This window comes from Dactylosporangium sp. CS-047395, from assembly GCF_050942185.1.
Classification (GTDB): domain Bacteria; phylum Actinomycetota; class Actinomycetes; order Mycobacteriales; family Micromonosporaceae; genus Dactylosporangium.
Genome location: NZ_CP192015.1, coordinates 6,327,530 through 6,342,710, shown reverse-complemented (window position 1 = coordinate 6,342,710; position 15,181 = coordinate 6,327,530). Strand labels below are relative to the sequence as shown.

The 15,181-nt window shown below is 72.4% G+C and carries 14 protein-coding genes and 1 pseudogene; 9 read left to right on the top strand and 6 right to left on the bottom strand.

Features of this window, described 5'->3' with window-relative positions:
* Window positions 1-18: 18 nt before the first annotated feature.
* The 3 genes and pseudogenes from ACQP00_RS29780 (at window position 19) to ACQP00_RS29770 (ending at window position 2,278) form a co-directional block, all read left to right on the top strand.
* Window positions 19-1,479, top strand: a complete 1,461-nt coding sequence (locus ACQP00_RS29780) for an FAD-dependent oxidoreductase (protein ID WP_433200999.1) — start codon at window positions 19-21, stop codon at window positions 1,477-1,479.
* A 24-nt stretch (window positions 1,480-1,503) separates the two neighbouring features.
* Window positions 1,504-1,824: pseudogene (locus ACQP00_RS29775) on the top strand (aldo/keto reductase); the annotation flags it as partial.
* Between the two features lie 64 nt (window positions 1,825-1,888).
* Window positions 1,889-2,278: an aldo/keto reductase gene (locus ACQP00_RS29770; protein WP_433224042.1), complete on the top strand. Its 390-nt coding sequence runs from the start codon at window positions 1,889-1,891 to the stop codon at window positions 2,276-2,278.
* Here the strand turns inward: ACQP00_RS29770 and ACQP00_RS29765 are convergent.
* Window positions 2,253-3,404, bottom strand: coding sequence for a PucR family transcriptional regulator (locus ACQP00_RS29765; RefSeq protein ID WP_433200996.1), 1,152 nt, complete (start codon window positions 3,402-3,404; stop codon window positions 2,253-2,255). The genes ACQP00_RS29770 and ACQP00_RS29765 overlap by 26 nt on opposite strands.
* A 109-nt stretch (window positions 3,405-3,513) precedes the next feature.
* Between ACQP00_RS29765 and ACQP00_RS29760 the strand changes: the two genes are divergently transcribed.
* Genes ACQP00_RS29760 through ACQP00_RS29750 form a run of 3 tightly spaced genes read left to right on the top strand, consistent with a single transcriptional unit; the run spans window position 3,514 to window position 5,756 of the window.
* On the top strand, window positions 3,514-3,987 hold the full coding sequence (locus tag ACQP00_RS29760; protein ID WP_433200993.1) for a VOC family protein: 474 nt from the start codon (window positions 3,514-3,516) through the stop codon (window positions 3,985-3,987).
* A 43-nt stretch (window positions 3,988-4,030) separates the two neighbouring features.
* Window positions 4,031-4,405, top strand: a complete 375-nt coding sequence (locus tag ACQP00_RS29755; RefSeq protein ID WP_433200990.1) for an effector-associated constant component EACC1 — start codon at window positions 4,031-4,033, stop codon at window positions 4,403-4,405.
* On the top strand, window positions 4,386-5,756 hold the full coding sequence (locus tag ACQP00_RS29750) for a caspase, EACC1-associated type (protein WP_433200987.1): 1,371 nt from the start codon (window positions 4,386-4,388) through the stop codon (window positions 5,754-5,756). Before ACQP00_RS29755 ends, ACQP00_RS29750 begins: the two co-directional genes overlap by 20 nt.
* Before the next feature lie 21 nt (window positions 5,757-5,777).
* On the opposite strand, the gene ACQP00_RS29745 is transcribed toward ACQP00_RS29750, so the two are convergent.
* Both ACQP00_RS29745 and ACQP00_RS29740 read right to left on the bottom strand, forming a co-directional pair.
* On the bottom strand, window positions 5,778-6,470 hold the full coding sequence (locus ACQP00_RS29745) for a hypothetical protein (RefSeq protein ID WP_433200984.1): 693 nt from the start codon (window positions 6,468-6,470) through the stop codon (window positions 5,778-5,780).
* 277 nt (window positions 6,471-6,747) lie between these two features.
* Complete coding sequence (locus tag ACQP00_RS29740) at window positions 6,748-8,541, bottom strand: ABC transporter ATP-binding protein (protein ID WP_433200981.1); 1,794 nt, start codon at window positions 8,539-8,541, stop codon at window positions 6,748-6,750.
* Between the two features lie 46 nt (window positions 8,542-8,587).
* Here ACQP00_RS29740 and ACQP00_RS29735 point away from each other — a divergent pair, with 46 nt between their 5' ends.
* The gene (locus ACQP00_RS29735; RefSeq protein ID WP_433200978.1) at window positions 8,588-8,965 is read left to right on the top strand and encodes a S24/S26 family peptidase; all 378 of its coding nucleotides are present in this window, start codon (window positions 8,588-8,590) and stop codon (window positions 8,963-8,965) included.
* Here ACQP00_RS29735 and ACQP00_RS29730 read toward each other — a convergent pair.
* The 3 genes from ACQP00_RS29730 to ACQP00_RS29720 all read right to left on the bottom strand — a co-directional run bounded on the left by ACQP00_RS29730 (window position 8,913) and on the right by ACQP00_RS29720 (window position 13,195).
* Window positions 8,913-9,197: a DUF427 domain-containing protein gene (locus ACQP00_RS29730; RefSeq protein ID WP_433200975.1), complete on the bottom strand. Its 285-nt coding sequence runs from the start codon at window positions 9,195-9,197 to the stop codon at window positions 8,913-8,915. The genes ACQP00_RS29735 and ACQP00_RS29730 overlap by 53 nt on opposite strands.
* Before the next feature lie 63 nt (window positions 9,198-9,260).
* Window positions 9,261-12,722 carry a ricin-type beta-trefoil lectin domain protein gene (locus ACQP00_RS29725; RefSeq protein WP_433200972.1) on the bottom strand — a complete coding sequence of 1,154 codons (3,462 nt, stop codon included), beginning with the start codon at window positions 12,720-12,722 and terminating at the stop codon, window positions 9,261-9,263.
* A gap of 92 nt (window positions 12,723-12,814) precedes the next feature.
* Entirely contained in the window at window positions 12,815-13,195 is a 381-nt protein-coding gene (locus tag ACQP00_RS29720) for a VOC family protein (RefSeq protein WP_433200969.1), read from the bottom strand.
* 114 nt (window positions 13,196-13,309) lie between these two features.
* Between ACQP00_RS29720 and ACQP00_RS29715 the strand changes: the two genes are divergently transcribed.
* Both ACQP00_RS29715 and ACQP00_RS29710 read left to right on the top strand, forming a co-directional pair.
* A complete protein-coding gene (locus tag ACQP00_RS29715) occupies window positions 13,310-13,831 on the top strand; it encodes an RICIN domain-containing protein (protein ID WP_433200966.1) in 522 nt (173 codons plus the stop codon).
* A 922-nt stretch (window positions 13,832-14,753) separates the two neighbouring features.
* Window positions 14,754-15,071 (top strand): hypothetical protein, encoded by a 318-nt coding sequence (locus tag ACQP00_RS29710; protein WP_433200963.1) that lies wholly within the window; start codon window positions 14,754-14,756, stop codon window positions 15,069-15,071.
* Window positions 15,072-15,181: the final 110 nt, after the last annotated feature.

Here is a 15,181-nt window from a genome sequence, read left to right as displayed (position 1 = left end):
CCGAAGGGGGGATGCGCCATGACGATCAAGTTGTACCCCGATGACGAGCACAACCGGCGCACGATCCGCCAGGGCCATCCACCCGGCTGGGTGAACCGCGACGGCGGGGACTACGACCTGGTGGTGCTCGGCGGCGGACCCGGCGGCCTCACGGCGGCCACGACCGCGGCCGCGGCCGGGCACCACGTCGCGATGACGGAGCAGCGGCTGACCGGGGGCACGTGCGTCAACTTCGGCTGCACCCCGAGCAAGGCGCTGATCCGGTGCGCACGTGCGGTACACGAGGCGAATCGGGGCGACGAGTTCGGCTTCCGGCTCGACGCCCCACCCGTGGTCGACTTCGGCGCGGTGATGGAACGGGTCCGCCGGATCCGCTCGCGGAGCAGCTCGACCGACGCGGTCGAGGCGGCCGAGCAGGCAGGTGTCGAGGTCTATCTCGGGCACTCGCGCTTCACCGGGCCGGACACGGTGACGGTCGACGGCCGGGAACTGCGCTTCCGCAAGGCGGTGATCGCCACCGGCTCGCGGCCGGCGGTGCCGGCCATCGACGGGCTGCGCGACGGCGGCTACCTGACCAACGAGACGGTGTTCGCGCTGACCGAGCTGCCGCGGCGGCTGGTCGTCATCGGCAACGGCCCGATGGGCTGCGAGCTCGCCCAGGCGTTCCGCCGCCTCGGCGGCGAGGTGGACCTGGTCAGCCACCCCACCACCCTGATGCCGCACGACGAGCCGGAGGCGGGCGAGGTGGTCCGCCGCCGGTTCGAGCGGGAGGGCATCCGCCTGCACCTGGGGTTCACGGCCGCCCGGGCGCACGCCGGCCGCCTGCTGACCCTCGGCCCCGGCGGGACGCACGAGCTGCCGTACGACGCGCTGCTGGTCGCCACCGGCCGCAAGCCGAACCTGGAGGGCCTCGACCTCGACGCGGCCGGGGTGCAGGTCGGCGGCGACGGCGTCGAGGTGGACGCCTACCTGCGCACCGGCAACCCCGACGTCTACGCCGCCGGCGACGCGTCGTTCCCGCAGAAGTACACCCACGCGGCCAACGCGACCGCGCGGCTCTGCGTCGCCAACGCGCTCTACGGGGCCCAGCGCCCGGCCCGCGACCTCGTCATCCCGCACTGCACGTACACCGATCCCGAGGTGGCCGAGGTGGGCCTGACCCCGCGCCGGGCCCGCACCGAGGGCGTCGCCGTCGACACGTACCGGCTCGACCTGTCCAATGTGGAGCGCGCCTTCATCGACGGCGAGGAGGAGGGCTTCGGCGCGATCCACACCCGCAGCGGCAGCGGCGAGATCGTCGGCGCCACGCTCGTGGCCGCGCACGCCGGGGAGATGATCAGCGAGCTGACCCTCGCGATCACGAACCGGCTGACCCTGCAGGCGCTCGCCGACACGGTGCACTGCTATCCGACCCAGGCCGAGGTCTTCCAGCGCATCGCCCAGCACGCCGAGCCGCAGCGGATCGGCGCGGCCCACTGAGCGCAGTATGGTTGCTACGGCACGATGAAGCTCACCGGCTGGCCCCGGGGCGAGGCGCCGCCCCGGGACACCGCCCTCGCCATCCTCCGCCGGGCCGTCGAGCTCGGCGTCAACCACCTCGACACGTCGGACTACTACGCCCGCGACGGCGTGGCGGCGAACGAGCTGATCCGGTCGGCGCTGCACCCGTACCGGAGCGATCTGGTTCTGGTCACCAAGGTGGCCCTCGTCAACCCGCCGGACGTCGGGCAGCTGCGCGGCGGGGTCGAGGCCAACCTGCGCTCCCTCGGCGTCGACCGGCTCGACGTGGTCAACCTGCGCCTGAGCGACCGCGGCCCGTCCGACGAACTGCTCGAGACCGCGCTCGAAACGCTCCAGGCGATGGTCGGCGAGGGCCTGATCCCGGCACCTGGGCATCTCCAACGTCACCGCCGCCCAGGTCGCCCGGGCCCGCGCCGCCGCCGGCATCGTCTGCGTGCAGAACCTGTACAACATCGGCGCCCGCGACGACGACCCGCTCGTCGACACCTGCGCGGCCGCCGGGATCACCTACGTGCCGTTCTTCCCGGTCGGCGGGTTCCAGCCGCTGACCGGCGCGGCCCTCGACGCGGTCGCCGCCCGGCACGGCGCCACGGTGGCCCAGGTCGCCCTGGCGTGGCTGCTGGCCCGGTCGCCGAACATCGCGCTCATCCCGGGTACCGGCTCGCTCGCCCACCTCGAGGAGAACCTCGCCGCCGCCGACCTGCGGCTGACGGCCGACGATCTGGCCCTGCTCACGGGTTCCGGGGCGCCCGCATAGGGGCCGCGATGCGCAGGGCGAAACTCACCTCGACGATGGTGTCCGTCGAGTCGAGCGAGGCGCCGGTGAGCTCCTCGAAACGCCGCAGCCGGTACCGTAACGTGTTCACGTGCACCGGAATGCTGCGCGCCGCCCGGGGAATGTTCCGGTCGCAGGCCAGATAGGCGGCGACGGAGTCCAGGACCATCGTGCCGAACGCGCCCTGCGCCTCCAGCGGCGCGAGGTAGCGCTCCCGGAGCAGCTCGTTCACCTCGCCCGCCCCGGCCGCGACGGCGCGCCAGCTCAGATCCTCCAGGGTGAACACGCCGTGCAGGCCGAGCGCGCCGGCCGCGGTCAGCACGGCCCCGGCCGAGCGGAACGAGCGGGCGAGCGCGGCCGGCCGGGCCGGCGGCCCGAGGGCGACGACGGCGTCATCCAGCAGCGGCTCGGGCCGGAACGCCAGCACGCCGAGGCACCGCGGGCCGATGGTCGCGAGCACCGCCGCGCCGGGCCGCCGCGAGGCCTGGTGCTGCAGCTCGCGCAGCACCCGCCCGACGTCGCCGCGGTCGGGCCGGGCCAGCAGCGTCCGGTACCGCGCCGCCGGGTCGAGGCCGAGCACGGCGCCCGCGGTGGCCAGGTCGGCGTCGCTCAGGCTGTCGTCGACGAGGCCCTGCAGGAACGTCTGCGCCCGCCGGGCCCGTTCGAGCGCGCCCTCGATGTCCGAGAGGCGGTACACGGACACGACGTTGGCGGTGTACGCGTCGCTGTAGGACCACAGCAGCGTCGTGAGCCGCACGGTGCGCGCGGCCGGCAGCCCCGCCTCGCCGGCGATGGCCAGCACGGTGTCGCGCACCCCGCCCATCGTGAACCGGAACGCCTGCATGATGTCGTGGATCGGCACCCCCTGCCGCGCGCGGGCCTGCGAGGACTCCTCGGCCTGGGTGATGTCGGGCGGCGGCGGCACCTGGCCGGTGCGCAGGACCGCGCACACGTCCTCGACGATCTGGCCGATGGACACCTCGAGGTCCTTGCGGGGCACCACCGCATACGTCGGGATGTTCGCGAAGATGCGCGCGATCACCCCGTCGGCGAGCGTCTCGGTGCGCCGGGCGAGCTCGCCGGCGAGCCGCTCGACGGGTCTGTTCACCCTGGCCATGGTACTGCCGGCGGCGTTGTACGAGGCTCCAACGGATCTCGCCTGGGCCTGGAGCCGGATACGACGACGAGGCCCGGTCGCGGCGGTTAGCGTCGCGGTCATGCCACTTCCCACCAACCCGTCGCGCAATCCCGCCTCGCCGTTCGCCTCGATGCGCGGGCACCACACCGGCATCCGGTACCCGAGCTTCGAGGACGCCCGCTCGTTCTGGGTCGACAAGCTCGACTGGCGCATCCTGCAGACCTGGCCGTACGGCAGCCTCACCCTCGCCTACGTCATGCCGCCCGACCAGGACGACTTCCACCTGGAGATCCTGGCCGGCCCCGGTGCGGTACCGCAGCCGCAGTTCACCGACGTCGACGAGAGCCTGCTGGTCAACGGCCTCAACCACGTCTGCCTGTCGGTCGACGACGTCGACGCCACCCTGGCCGAACTGCGCCGGCGCGGCGTCGAGATCGTCAACGCCCCGTTCGAGATCGACGACATCAGCGCCCGGCTGGCGTTCTTCCGCGATCCGTGGGGCAACATGTTCGAACTGTCGCAGCGCCTGGCCCACCCCCACCCGGCCGGGTGAACACTCTGGCGGCGCCCGGTGCGCCGCCACTAGCGTGCTTGCGATGTTGACCGAAACCGGTGTCACCTTGCGGCTGCGCATCGACGGTTCCGACGCCGACGCCGACGACCTGTGGCGGTGGATGCGCATCGAGCCGGAGCTGCGCGGCCACGTACGACTCGAACCGGGCCCGCCGCCGGCCGGGGCGATGGGCGGCGGGGCGGCCGAGATCGTGGTGGCCGCGGCCGCATCGCTCAACGCGGTGGTCATGAGCGTCATGGCGTTCCTGCGGCACCGCGAGAGCCAGCGCCACGCCGACTGGCGGGTCAGGATCTCGGCCGAGGGCGGGGCCGACATCACCGTCGATCGCCTGCGGTCGCCGGACGAGCTGGTGCGCGTGATCGAGGCGTCCCGCGACCGTGGCCCTGCCGGATCGTGAGCGTTCGCGGGCGGTGCTGGTCGGCACCGGCCGGTACCGGACGCTGAGCGAGCTGCCCGCGGTCCTCAACAACCTGGAGGGCCTGCGCGACGCCCTGTGCGACCCGGCGGTGGGCGGCTTCGCGCGGCGGCACTGCACGGCGCTGCCGGATCCGCCGGGGCCGCCGGTCGAGGTGCTGCGCCGGGTGCACGCGATCGCCCGGGAGGCGACCGACACGCTGCTGGTGTACCTCGCCGGGCACGGGCTTCCCGGCGCGGGCGGGCGGCTGCGGGTGGCGCTGCCCGGGACCCGGGACCGCGGCGACGTCTTCTGGGAGCACGGGACGCTCGCGTTCGACGACCTCGCGACGGCGATCGGCGACAGCACCGCGCGCAACAAGGTGGTCATCGTCGACACCTGCTTCAGCGGCCTCGCCATCCCCGGCCTGCACGCGATGGCCGCCGAGCGGCTCGCCGAGGACATCCACGGCGCGTTCACCCTCACCTCGGTCGGCCGCGGCGAGTACGCGTGGGCGCGGCCCGGCGAGCGGTACACGGTGTTCACCGGGCACCTCATCGATCTGCTCACCGACGGGGCCGAGGGCGCCGGCGCGCTGCTGACCCTGCGCGAGCTGGCCGTGCACCTGCGGGCCCGGGCGGCCGGTGCGGTGGAGATGTCCAAACCACAAAGCAGCGTCATCGGTACCGTCGGTGAGCTCGCCCTTGTCCGGAACCGCCGCCATCGCCGGGCCGTCCCGCCGTCGCCGGCCGCGACCGGCGGTGACCCGATCGCCGATTTCGTCGGCCACCTCGCCGCCGGCGACGGGTCCCGGGGCGGCTATCGCCCGCGCGCCGTCAACCGCGGCCTGCGCTCGGTCGTGGACCTGGTCGCCGACCCGGATCGCTGGGCGGGCACCCGGCCGCCCTACTTCCCGCGGGTCATCGCACCGTACCGCCGCGGCTACCACCGGCCCGCGGTCGACGCCTTCGTCCTCGGGCACCGCCCCGCGCCCCGCAACGACGAGGACCGGCTTCGGCACCTGTTGCTGGACGAGGGCTGCACCGTGTACGACCGGCACACCCCGTCCCGCGCCGGTACCGACGTTCTCGGCGGCACCCGGTGGGTCACGGTGACCGCCCGCGAGGTCCGGCTGCACGCCCGCGGCGGCCCGGTCGTGGTCGCCTTCGAGGATCTCGGCCGGGTCTGGACCAGGACCCGCACCGATCGCGTCGTCACCTTCAGCGACCTGGGCGGCTCGGCCGAGGACGTCGACGTCACCACCATGCACCTTGGTGACCGGGTGATCCCCCTCGGCGGCCACGAGCTCGCCGTCGCCGCCCTGCTGTGGCGGATGCGACGCGTCGCGGCGTGACCCGGGGAGGCGTCGGCGCGCTCAGCGGCGTCGGGGTGGGCGTCCCGGGCGGCGTCGTCGCCGGGCGGGCCGCCGGCCGGCCGCGGGCTGATCGGCCTCGACGGCGCGGACCGCTTGCGACACGACCTCGGGAACCTGGCGCGGGCGCCCGGCGAGGCCGCACAGCCAGGCCAGCGCGGCGAGCACGAGCGGGGTGACGAGCAGGCCGGTGGCCAGGATCTCGTCCAGCTCGACCGGCAGCCGCGGGTCGACGAGGCCGCCCGGGTCGCGTACGACGGTGACCCGCGCGCCGACCGCGCCCTCCGCGTCCTCGCCGGGCCAGCGGCCCAGCACGCCGGGGATGGGGGTGCCGGCGGGGTCGGTCAGGTGGTAGTACAGGTGGCGGTTGCGTTTCGTGGCGCCCTCGATCGCGGTCACCGTTGCCTCGACGCGCTCGCCGCGGACGCCGAGGACCGTGGCCCACAGCAGCGCCGGGGCGAGGAACATGAGCAGCGCGGCGACCAGCCAGGCGGCGGCGAGCAGGCCGACCCGCAGGTCGCCGCCCGGGCGGGGCAGCAGCGCGGCGGCGATGAGCGCGCCGATCCACAGTGGAGTGCCGACGACGACCACGGCTTGCGGCGGGACCCAGGCCGTGGCGACGACCGCGCCGAGCAGTGCCGCCCCGGTGAAGACGGCGAAATAGCGCAATCCGGCCCGGTTGACCAACGATCGCATGCCCGCACGGTACGGCTGCGCGTCAACCGACCGGGCGTGCGTCGACCGACCGGGCGTGCGTCGACCGACCGGGCGTGCGTCGACCGACCGGCGCGTGTCGACCGAGCGGCGTGCGTCGACCGAGCGGCGCGTGTCAGTCGAGCGGCGCGTGTCGACCGAGCGGCGCGTGTCAGTCGAGCGGCGCGTGTCAGTCGAGCGGCGCGTGTCGGCCGGGCGGCGCGTGTCAGTCGAGCGGCGCGTGTCGGCCGGGCGGCGCGTGTCAGCCGAGCGGCGCGTGTCAGCCGACCGGCTCGGACTCCGGGCGGTAGCCGTCGGCCTGCAGGTGGAACAGGCGCGCGTACTCGCCGTCCAGGGCCAGCAGTTCCGCGTGGGTGCCCCGCTCGATGACGACGCCGCCGGAGAGGACGACGAGGAGGTCGGCGTCGCGCAGGGCGCCGAGGCGGTGGGAGATCAGCAGGCTCGTCGCGCCCGTGCGGTGGGCCCGTAGGCCGTGATGGATTGCGTGCTCGGCCTCGGCGTCCAGGCCCGAGCTCGGTTCGTCCAGGATCAGCAGGTCGCGCCGGTCCCGCAGGTATGTGCGGGCGAGGGCCAGGCGCTGCCATTGGCCACCGGAGAGCAGTACACCCGCGGAATCCTCCTCGGCGAAGAGCCTCGACAGCATTGTGTCGTAGCCGTGGGGCAGGGCGCGCAGGACCGGGTCGATGCCCGCGCGCGCTGCGGCCGCCGGAGCGGAATCCAACGGGGCGTGGATATCGCCCAGCGCAATGTTCTCCGCCGCGGTGAGCTCGTAGGACATGTAGTCCTGGAACAGGGCCCCGATCCGCTCGCGCAGGCCCGGCAGGGACAGCTCCCGGATGTCGGTGCCGTCCCACAGGATCGCGCCGCGGTCCGGGTCGTAGAACCGGCACAGCAGCTTCACCAGCGTGCTCTTGCCGGCGCCGTTCAGCCCGACCAGGCCGACCGCCGAGCCGTGCGGGATGACGAGGTTCACGCCGCGCAGAATCCACTTGTGCTCGGGTGAGTAGCGGAACCACACGTCGCGCAGTTGGATTTCTCGCCGCAGCGGGGGCACCGGCGCCGCGGCGAGGGGCAGGTCGGGCTCAGAATCCAACACCGCGCGGAAATGCCGGTACAGCAACAACGCGTGATGGATTAACGCCACCCGCGCGACGAGGGAGGCGAGGGTGGCCTGCAGCGCCGCGATCCCGGCCACGAGCGCGGAGATGTCGCCGACGGAGAAGGTGCCGGACAGCGCGGCCCAGGTGAGCGCCCCGCCGAGCACCAGCGCCGAGAGCACGCCCAGCGCGAACTGCACCCGCAGCGTGCGGGCGTCCAGCCGGCGGCGCTGCCCGTCGGCCGCGGCGAGCTCGTCGAGCATCCGCAGCCGGAACAGCTCCGACAGGCCGAGCAGCCGGACCTCCTTGGCCGCCGGCAGGCTGGTCTGCAGCTCGGCGTAGAAGAACTCGCGGCGCTCGTGCGGGCTGATGCTCCACAGCATCGCGGCCTGCTCGCGGCTGAGCCGGATCTCGGCCACCAGCGCCGGCACCAGGCCGAGCAGGGTGACAGCGGCGATCGCCGGGCTGATCGCGGCCAGCACGGCGACCAGGCCGGCCAGGGTGACCACGAGCTGGCCGGTGCCGAGCAGCCCGGCGATGACCTGGCCGGGTCCGGTGCGCCCGGCCGACTGGGCCATCCGCAGCCGGTCGTGGAAGGCGGGGTCCTCGAGGCGGGCGAGGCCGGTGAGGCGGGCGGTGGCCAGGTACAGGTCCGACTGGGCGCGCCGGCCGACCACCCGGCCGACCTCGTGCTCCAGGAACGTGGCGAGCGAGGGCAGGGCGGCGGCGAGCACGAGGACGGGCACGAACCAGGCCAGGGCACGGGCGGTACCGCCGCCGGGCAGCGCACGGGCGGCGCCGTCGCCGCCGGACAGCGCATCCAGCAGGCCGCGCAGGAGCCAGACGGTCGCGACCGGGACGGCCGCGGCGAGCAGCGTGACGGCCAGCCCGGCGGCGAGGCGCCCCGCGGCGGCCCGGACCCCGAGGCGGACCGCGTGCCAGGCGTCAGCGATCATCCGCGGACGGTATCGCGATCATCGTCGATGTGGTACATCGGTCGGCGTGCGTTGGATTCTGGTCCGGGTATCGGGCGACTCGATGGAGCCGGCATTGCGCGACGGTGCGCTGCTGCTGGCCCGCCGGTACCGCGGCCAGCCCCTGCACGTCGGCGACATCGTGGTGCTGCGCCGCCCGACCAGGCCCGTGGAACTTCCACCGGGCGTGCACGTCGAGGCGGGCCCCGTCGCCCCGCAGCGCTCGGGCCTGCTCGTGAAACGGGTGGCGGAACTCGTCGGTCCCGGTTCGATGGTGGTGCTGGGGGACAGCCCCGGGTACGACTCCCGGATCTTCGGCCCGGTCCCCGTCAGCAGCACCGTCGGCGTGGCGGTCAGTCGACGACCTGGACGTCCTTCCAGAACGCGACGCGGTCGCGAATCATAGCGGCGTCCGGCTTCGGCTCCGGGTAGTACCAGACGGCGTCGGGGCTGCGGATGCCGTCCAGTTCGAGGGAGTAGTACGAGGCCGTGCCCTTCCACGGGCAGACCGTGTGGGTGTCGGACTCGCGCAGGATGTCGTCGCGCAGCGCGGCGCGCGGGAAGTAGTGGTTGCGCTCGACGACGACGGTGTCGTCACTCTCGGCGATGACCGTTCCGTTCCAGACTGCTTTGGGCATGATCCCACCGTAACGCGCACGGGACCCGGGTGTGGCCGCGTCGGGCCCCGTGCGCGCACCGCGTCAGCCCAGCCGGAACCTCTGCGCCGCGGTGGTGTTGCAGTCCCAGATGCGCAGCAGGTCGCCGGCCGTCTGGTTGTTGTTGGGGTCGTCCATGCAGCGGCCCGACGGCGGGTTGAACAGGGTGCCGTCGGCCCGGGTCGTCCAGGTCTGCGAGCCGGTGCCGTTGCAGTCCCACAGCTGCACCGCGGTGCCGTTGGCGGTCCCGCCGTTGACGACGTCGAGGCACTTGCCCAGCGTGCGGATCGTCTGGTCGCCCGGGGCCGACCAGCGCTGGGCGTCGCTGCCGTTGCAGGTGTACAGCTGGACCGCCGTCCCCGACGCCGGCGAGGCGTTGGCCACGTCCGCGCACAGCCCGCCCGGCCCGGTCAGCGGCCCCGGCGGCAGCTTCCACACCTGCGCGCCGCTGCCGTTGCAGGCGTACATCTGCAGCTGCACCGCGCCCGGCGTGGGGTTGGAATTCGGCACGTCGAGGCATTGCCCGCCCGAGGTCAGCGCCCCGTTGGATTGATGCCCCCACTGCTGGGTCGCGGCCCCGCTGCAGGTGCTGATCGTGACGCCGGTCCCGGCGGTCAGGCACTTGCCGAGCACCCGCACGGTGGTGTCGGCGCCGTACGCGAACGTCTGCGCGGCCGTGTGGTTGCACCCGTACAGCTGCATCGCGGTCCCGTCGGTGGCCGTCCCGCCACGCACGTCCAGGCACAGCCCGCCGGTGCCGAGGATTTCACCGGACGTTGGATTCGCGGTCGCCGACCCGCTCAGCGACACGGTGTGCGCGGCGTTGAGCGGCAGCGCGGCCGTCGTGACCGTCACCACCCGGCGGTTGGCGTTCCACGCCCAGGCCGTCTCGGGCACCTGCACCCCGTCGACGAAGACCGCCGTCGGCGCGTTGGCGTTCGACAGCCGCAGCGTGTACTGCCGGGAGGTCGGCGCCCCGGTGAACGAGCCCGTCTGCGCGCCGATGGTCAGCGTGCGCGACGCCTCGGTCCAGCTCAGCGGCGCCGTGGTGGCGGCGGTCGAGGTACCCTCGCCGGCGTCGGAGTAGAGCGCGAAGCTGCCGTCGGCACCCGCGGTCACGTCCAGGGTGAGCTGGTTCAGCGGCCGCTGCCCGGCGTTGTCGACGTAGTCGGTGCGGGTCGGCATGATCCCGCCGGCCTTGATGAGCACCGGCATCCGGTCCAGCCCGGCCGAGACGGTCACCGTGGACGGTCCACTGTAGACCTGGCCGGTGAAGTAGTCGGTCCACGTGCCCGGCGGCACCCACATCGCGCGCGACCCGGTGCTGCTGGTGATCGGCGCGACGAGCACGTTGTCGCCGTAGAGGTACTCCGTCGGGTTCGTGTACGCCTCGTTGTTGCCCGGGTAGTTCAGGTACAGCGGCCGGGTGATCGGCACCCCGGTCGCGTTCGCCTGCTTGGCGAGGGTGTACGTGTACGGCACCAGCGCCTCGCGCAGCCGCAGGAACGACTCCGCGCTCGCCTGCGCCGCACCGGTGTAGTTCCACGGCAGCCGGTCGCCGTGGTCGGAGTGCAGCCGGTCGACGGGCTGGAACGTGCCGAGCTGGACCCAGCGGGCGTAGAGGTCGTCGGCGAGGTGCCCGCCGTGGAACGAGCCGATGTCGTGGCTGACGTTGGAGAACCCGGCGGCCGCCGCGTCAGGGGTGAACCGGGCCTCGAAGGCCAGCATGTCCCAGGTGGCCGGGGTGTCGCCGGTGAACTGCATCGTGTTGCGCCGCTCGGCCCACGGCCCGACGGCGAAGTTCGAGTCGTCGTTGCCGTACTCGGCGCCGCCGATCCGCCCGAACGAGAACCCGCGCAGCCCCCGCGCCGCGGCCGCGTCGGCGTACGCCTGGTTGATCCAGGTGTCGGCCGACACGTGCGGGTTCGACGCGATCGAGGCGCCGCAGGTCGTGCAGTAGTCCAGCCACCACGTGCGCACGCCCTGCTGCTCGAACGGCTTGTGCAGGTTCATGTAGGCGCTGAGCTGGGCCGGCTTCGACCAGTCGAACACGTAGTTGCTGCCGTCGGAGGCGAGCCCGCCGGCCTGGCTGTTGGCGGTGGCGAACTTCGGGTCGTTCCCGGCGATGCTGGTGTGAATATTCAACGAGACGTTGAGTCCCTGCTGCTTCGTCCAGTTCAGGAAGCCCTGCGGATCGGGGAACAGCCCGTTGTTCCAGTTCCAGCCGTTCCACTGGCTCGGGGATTTCCAGTCGGTGTCGATGACCAGCCAGTCGATCGGCGTGAACGTGCTGCGGAACGTCGGCAGCAGCGAGTTCTGGTAATCCGCGGTGCTGTAGCCGTAGTAGCGCGAATACCACACGCCGTAGGCCGACTGGGGCAGCAGCGCCGAGCCGCCGGTGAGCGTGTTGAGGTCCGCCAGGCCCTGCTTGTAGTTCTGCCCGTAGCCGAAGAAATATCCGTCCTGGTACGGCTGGCTGCCGTGCGAGGGCCGGTCGCTCAACGCGTGCGCGGCACTGAACAGTGCGGTGCGCGAGTCGTCGAGCAGGTACCAGCCGGAGCGGGCGAGAATCCCCGGGTGCTCGGGTACCGGAATGGTGCGCGGGTTGTCGAGCGAGCGCGACCAGCCGCCGAGCGCGTCCTTCGGCCCGGCCCCGTAGCCGGTGGTGAGCAGCGCCGTCGAGGCGGCCGGGAACGCGGTGGCGGACGTCGGCGTGAGCGCGATGCTGTCGATGTTCACGCGGCCGGAGTTGCCGGCGTTCTGCACCACGGTGACGGTGCTCGTCCCGGCCGGGAGGCTGACCGTGGTGGACGCCGTGCCCCAGGTGTCCCAGCTGCCGGTGCTGGGCAGGCTCAGCGCCGGCCCGGCGGTGGCATTGACCTTTGTGGACAGTGTCCGCGTGGTGTTCTGCCCGTCCCCGCCGGTCGCGTTGGCGTAGCGCACCTGCAGCTTGTAGTTCCCGGCCGCGGGCACCCCGCTGACGTCGACGGCGAGCCCCGATCCGGTCTTCTCGATCCCGGCGACGAAGGCGGATCCCGTGTACCCGCTGTGGTCGTAGGCGGGAGTCGCGTTCCCGGTCAGCAGGGCGTTCTCACCCTCGCACGCCGTGTTGTACGCGCAGTACGAGGGGAACGCCGGCTGCGCGGTCACGCCGGTGGACAGTGCGACGGAGAGGTTCGCGGCCGTGAACGCGCCGCTGCCCTGCTTGTACCGCAGCGTGAGCGCGCTCGTGCGGATCTCGCGGTACCCGTCGGCGGTCGCGCTCGTCGTGTAGGACGGCACCGGGACGTTCCGGTTGACCGCGTTGAAGGACGTCGCGTCCTGGAAGGCGCCGTCCCCGGCGTACTCGAGACGGACGAGGGTGGGGGAGAGGACTTCGAAGCGGGCATTGCCGTCGGTGACGACATTGGTCGCGGCCTGGGCGGCAGTGGCGCCGCCGAGCGCGACGAGGCTTCCGGCCACCAAGGCCAGGGCGGCGGTGTACGGCAGATGGCGGTGTCTGGGCACGCCATTCACTGAACGCTTTAGAAATGAAACCTGTCAATGTATGTTTTGGAAAGTGTTGACAGAACGCTTTCGGGTGTGGGTTCCGGCCGCTGTCAGGGCCAGGTTCGCGCCGACTCGGCGAACGTCGCGGGATCGCTGTGGATGGGCACCACGCAGAGCAGGTGGCCGCCCGGCGCGCGCAACGTGAACGCGTCCTTCCAGCGGGACACCAGTTCGGCGCCCAGCGCCGTCAGTCGGGCGACCTCAGCGTCCAGGTCGTCGGTCTCGATGTCGACGTGGTACCGCGGCGCGTCGTCGACCGCCTGCACCACGGTGAACAGCCCCGGTGGGGCACCGATCAGCGCCGTGAACTGCTCCTCGCCCGGCGCGGGATAGGGCTGGGCGCCCAGCGCGGCGGACCAGAAGTCCACCGCCGCGCCGACCCGCTCGGCGGGCGTGTCGATGAGGATCCCGACCAGCCGGCTGCGATGCATGACGCAGACCCTATCAGTGACGATCGATCACGAAGTTGATCTGCACCCTGGACAGCCGCAACCCGCTTTTGACAGGATGCGGTTCGGTCGATGTCAATCAACGGGGAGGCTGACATGCGCAACCGTGTCCTGCAGGCTGTCGCAACCATGATCCTGGCGCTCGCCGGCGCCGTAGGGCTGCCGGCCGTGGCCGCCCACGCAGCCGTGACGCCCGAGGGTCCGTACGAGATCATGGGCATCGGATCGCACAAGTGCATCGACGTGCCGCACGGCACCTTCGACAACGTCCAGCTGCAGATCTACACCTGCAAGGAGAGCGGCAACCAGCTCTTCTGGGCTCTGGAGGTCTACTCCGGGCAGTGGCAGATCTACAGCATCCAGACGGGCAAGTGCCTGACGGTGCTCAACGCCCGCGACAACGACAACCAGCCGATCATCCAGTACGACTGCAACCTGGGGCTGAACGAGCTGTGGAGCTTCCCGTCGGGGACCCACACCATCAAGAACGTCAAGAGCAAGAAGTGCCTGACGGTCAAGAACAACGGTACGGCCAACGGCGCGCTGCTGCTGCAGTTCACCTGCAACGGCGGCAACAACCAGATCTGGACCTTCGGCCGCGACCTCGGACCGGTGTAGTCCCGCACCACCGCACGACGCCGGCCTTGCCCGATCCGCGGGCGGGCCGGCCGCTCGCAACGGTGCCTACCCGTCGGCTCGGTGGACCTCCAGCAGCCGCTCGGCGCGGTCCGCAACGTCGCGATGTCGGCGTCCGGGCGGTGCCGGGCCGCCCAGATGTCGCCGTCGAGGGCGATCGCCGCGCGTTCCCATTCGCGCTCCGGGCCGTACCGTCCGCCATCTGCCGCAGCTCGTGCGTCACGGTAGATGCTGCGTCCCCACGCCTCGCGGGCCAGGCCGTAGGGACCGACGATGTCGTACCACGGCTGCTGCTCGGGGTCGACCACCGTCGGGCTCGGTTCGCCGGCATCGGGCAGCCCGAGGGCCGGCAGTAGGTCGAGCGGCAGCTCGTGGCCCCAGCCGAAGTCGCCGCGGTGGTCGTAGGCCGCGATGTTCCGGAGCAGTTCCGGCACAGCCGTCAGGCCGGCGGCACGGGCCCACGTTTCGAGGTCGGCGACGACGGCCTCGCTCGTTCGCGGTACAGGCTGCGGGCGATGCCGATACGGGCACGGCGCCTGGTCGACCGGCAGATGGAACGACGTGGTCCAGCCGTCGCTCGTGCGCCCGTACATGCCGATGCAGTCGCTGTCGTTCACGTACGCGGCCAGCACGCCGGTGCCCGTCGCGGCGACGAACCCCTCGGCGGCGACGGCGAAGTCCTGCGGATCCCGGATGCCTCTGGTCTCCAGCAGCTGCCATCCGCCGCCGAGTTCGTACAGCTGCTCGTGCTGGTACCCGAAACCGTGCGTCGCCTCGCCTGCGGTGAGGAGGCGGTCGGACCGCGCCAGCACGAATGTCCCGAAGAAGCCCATCGGCGTACGGTACGCGGACACGCCTCCGCGCTCCGGCTGCCTCGATTGACGTGTGTCGGTACGGTCAGAGCGTGGACAACCCGCTGCTGGTGCACCGCCTGCGCGCGCTGGTCGCTGTGTTCGTGTGCGGTTCGGCGCTGTTCCTGATTCATGCGATCGACACGTCCGGTCGCGTGGTGGTGGCGCGCACCGGGTGGGTGCTCGCGCTGGTCGTGGCGACGTACGCGGCCGCGGGCCTGGCGACCGCGACGGCGGCGTACACCTTCCTGCAACGCCGACCGGAACGGGCGAAGCGCTGGTCGAACGTCGCGACCGCCTTCGCGATCGTCGTCATCGTGGGCTTCAACACCGGCTGGTTCCTCGGCCTCGCGGTCGACGACACGCTCTGACCGGCCAACGGCAAGGAGACGGCATGGCGGCGCTGCTCGAACACACCGAGCTCTATGTTGACGTCGACTACCGGCTGTTCGCGATGGTCGACGACAGCAACGACCGGCGG

Coding starts and splice junctions, on each gene's coding strand:
- ACQP00_RS29730 (WP_433200975.1), bottom strand. CDS start 9,197: ATGCCCAAAGCAGTCTGGAACGGAACGGTCATCGCCGAGAGTGACGAC.
- ACQP00_RS29740 (WP_433200981.1), bottom strand. CDS start 8,541: ATGATCGCTGACGCCTGGCACGCGGTCCGCCTCGGGGTCCGGGCCGCC.
- ACQP00_RS29760 (WP_433200993.1), top strand. CDS start 3,514: ATGCCACTTCCCACCAACCCGTCGCGCAATCCCGCCTCGCCGTTCGCC.
- ACQP00_RS29715 (WP_433200966.1), top strand. CDS start 13,310: ATGCGCAACCGTGTCCTGCAGGCTGTCGCAACCATGATCCTGGCGCTC.
- ACQP00_RS29780 (WP_433200999.1), top strand. CDS start 19: ATGACGATCAAGTTGTACCCCGATGACGAGCACAACCGGCGCACGATC.
- ACQP00_RS29720 (WP_433200969.1), bottom strand. CDS start 13,195: ATGCATCGCAGCCGGCTGGTCGGGATCCTCATCGACACGCCCGCCGAG.
- ACQP00_RS29745 (WP_433200984.1), bottom strand. CDS start 6,470: ATGCGATCGTTGGTCAACCGGGCCGGATTGCGCTATTTCGCCGTCTTC.
- ACQP00_RS29755 (WP_433200990.1), top strand. CDS start 4,031: ATGTTGACCGAAACCGGTGTCACCTTGCGGCTGCGCATCGACGGTTCC.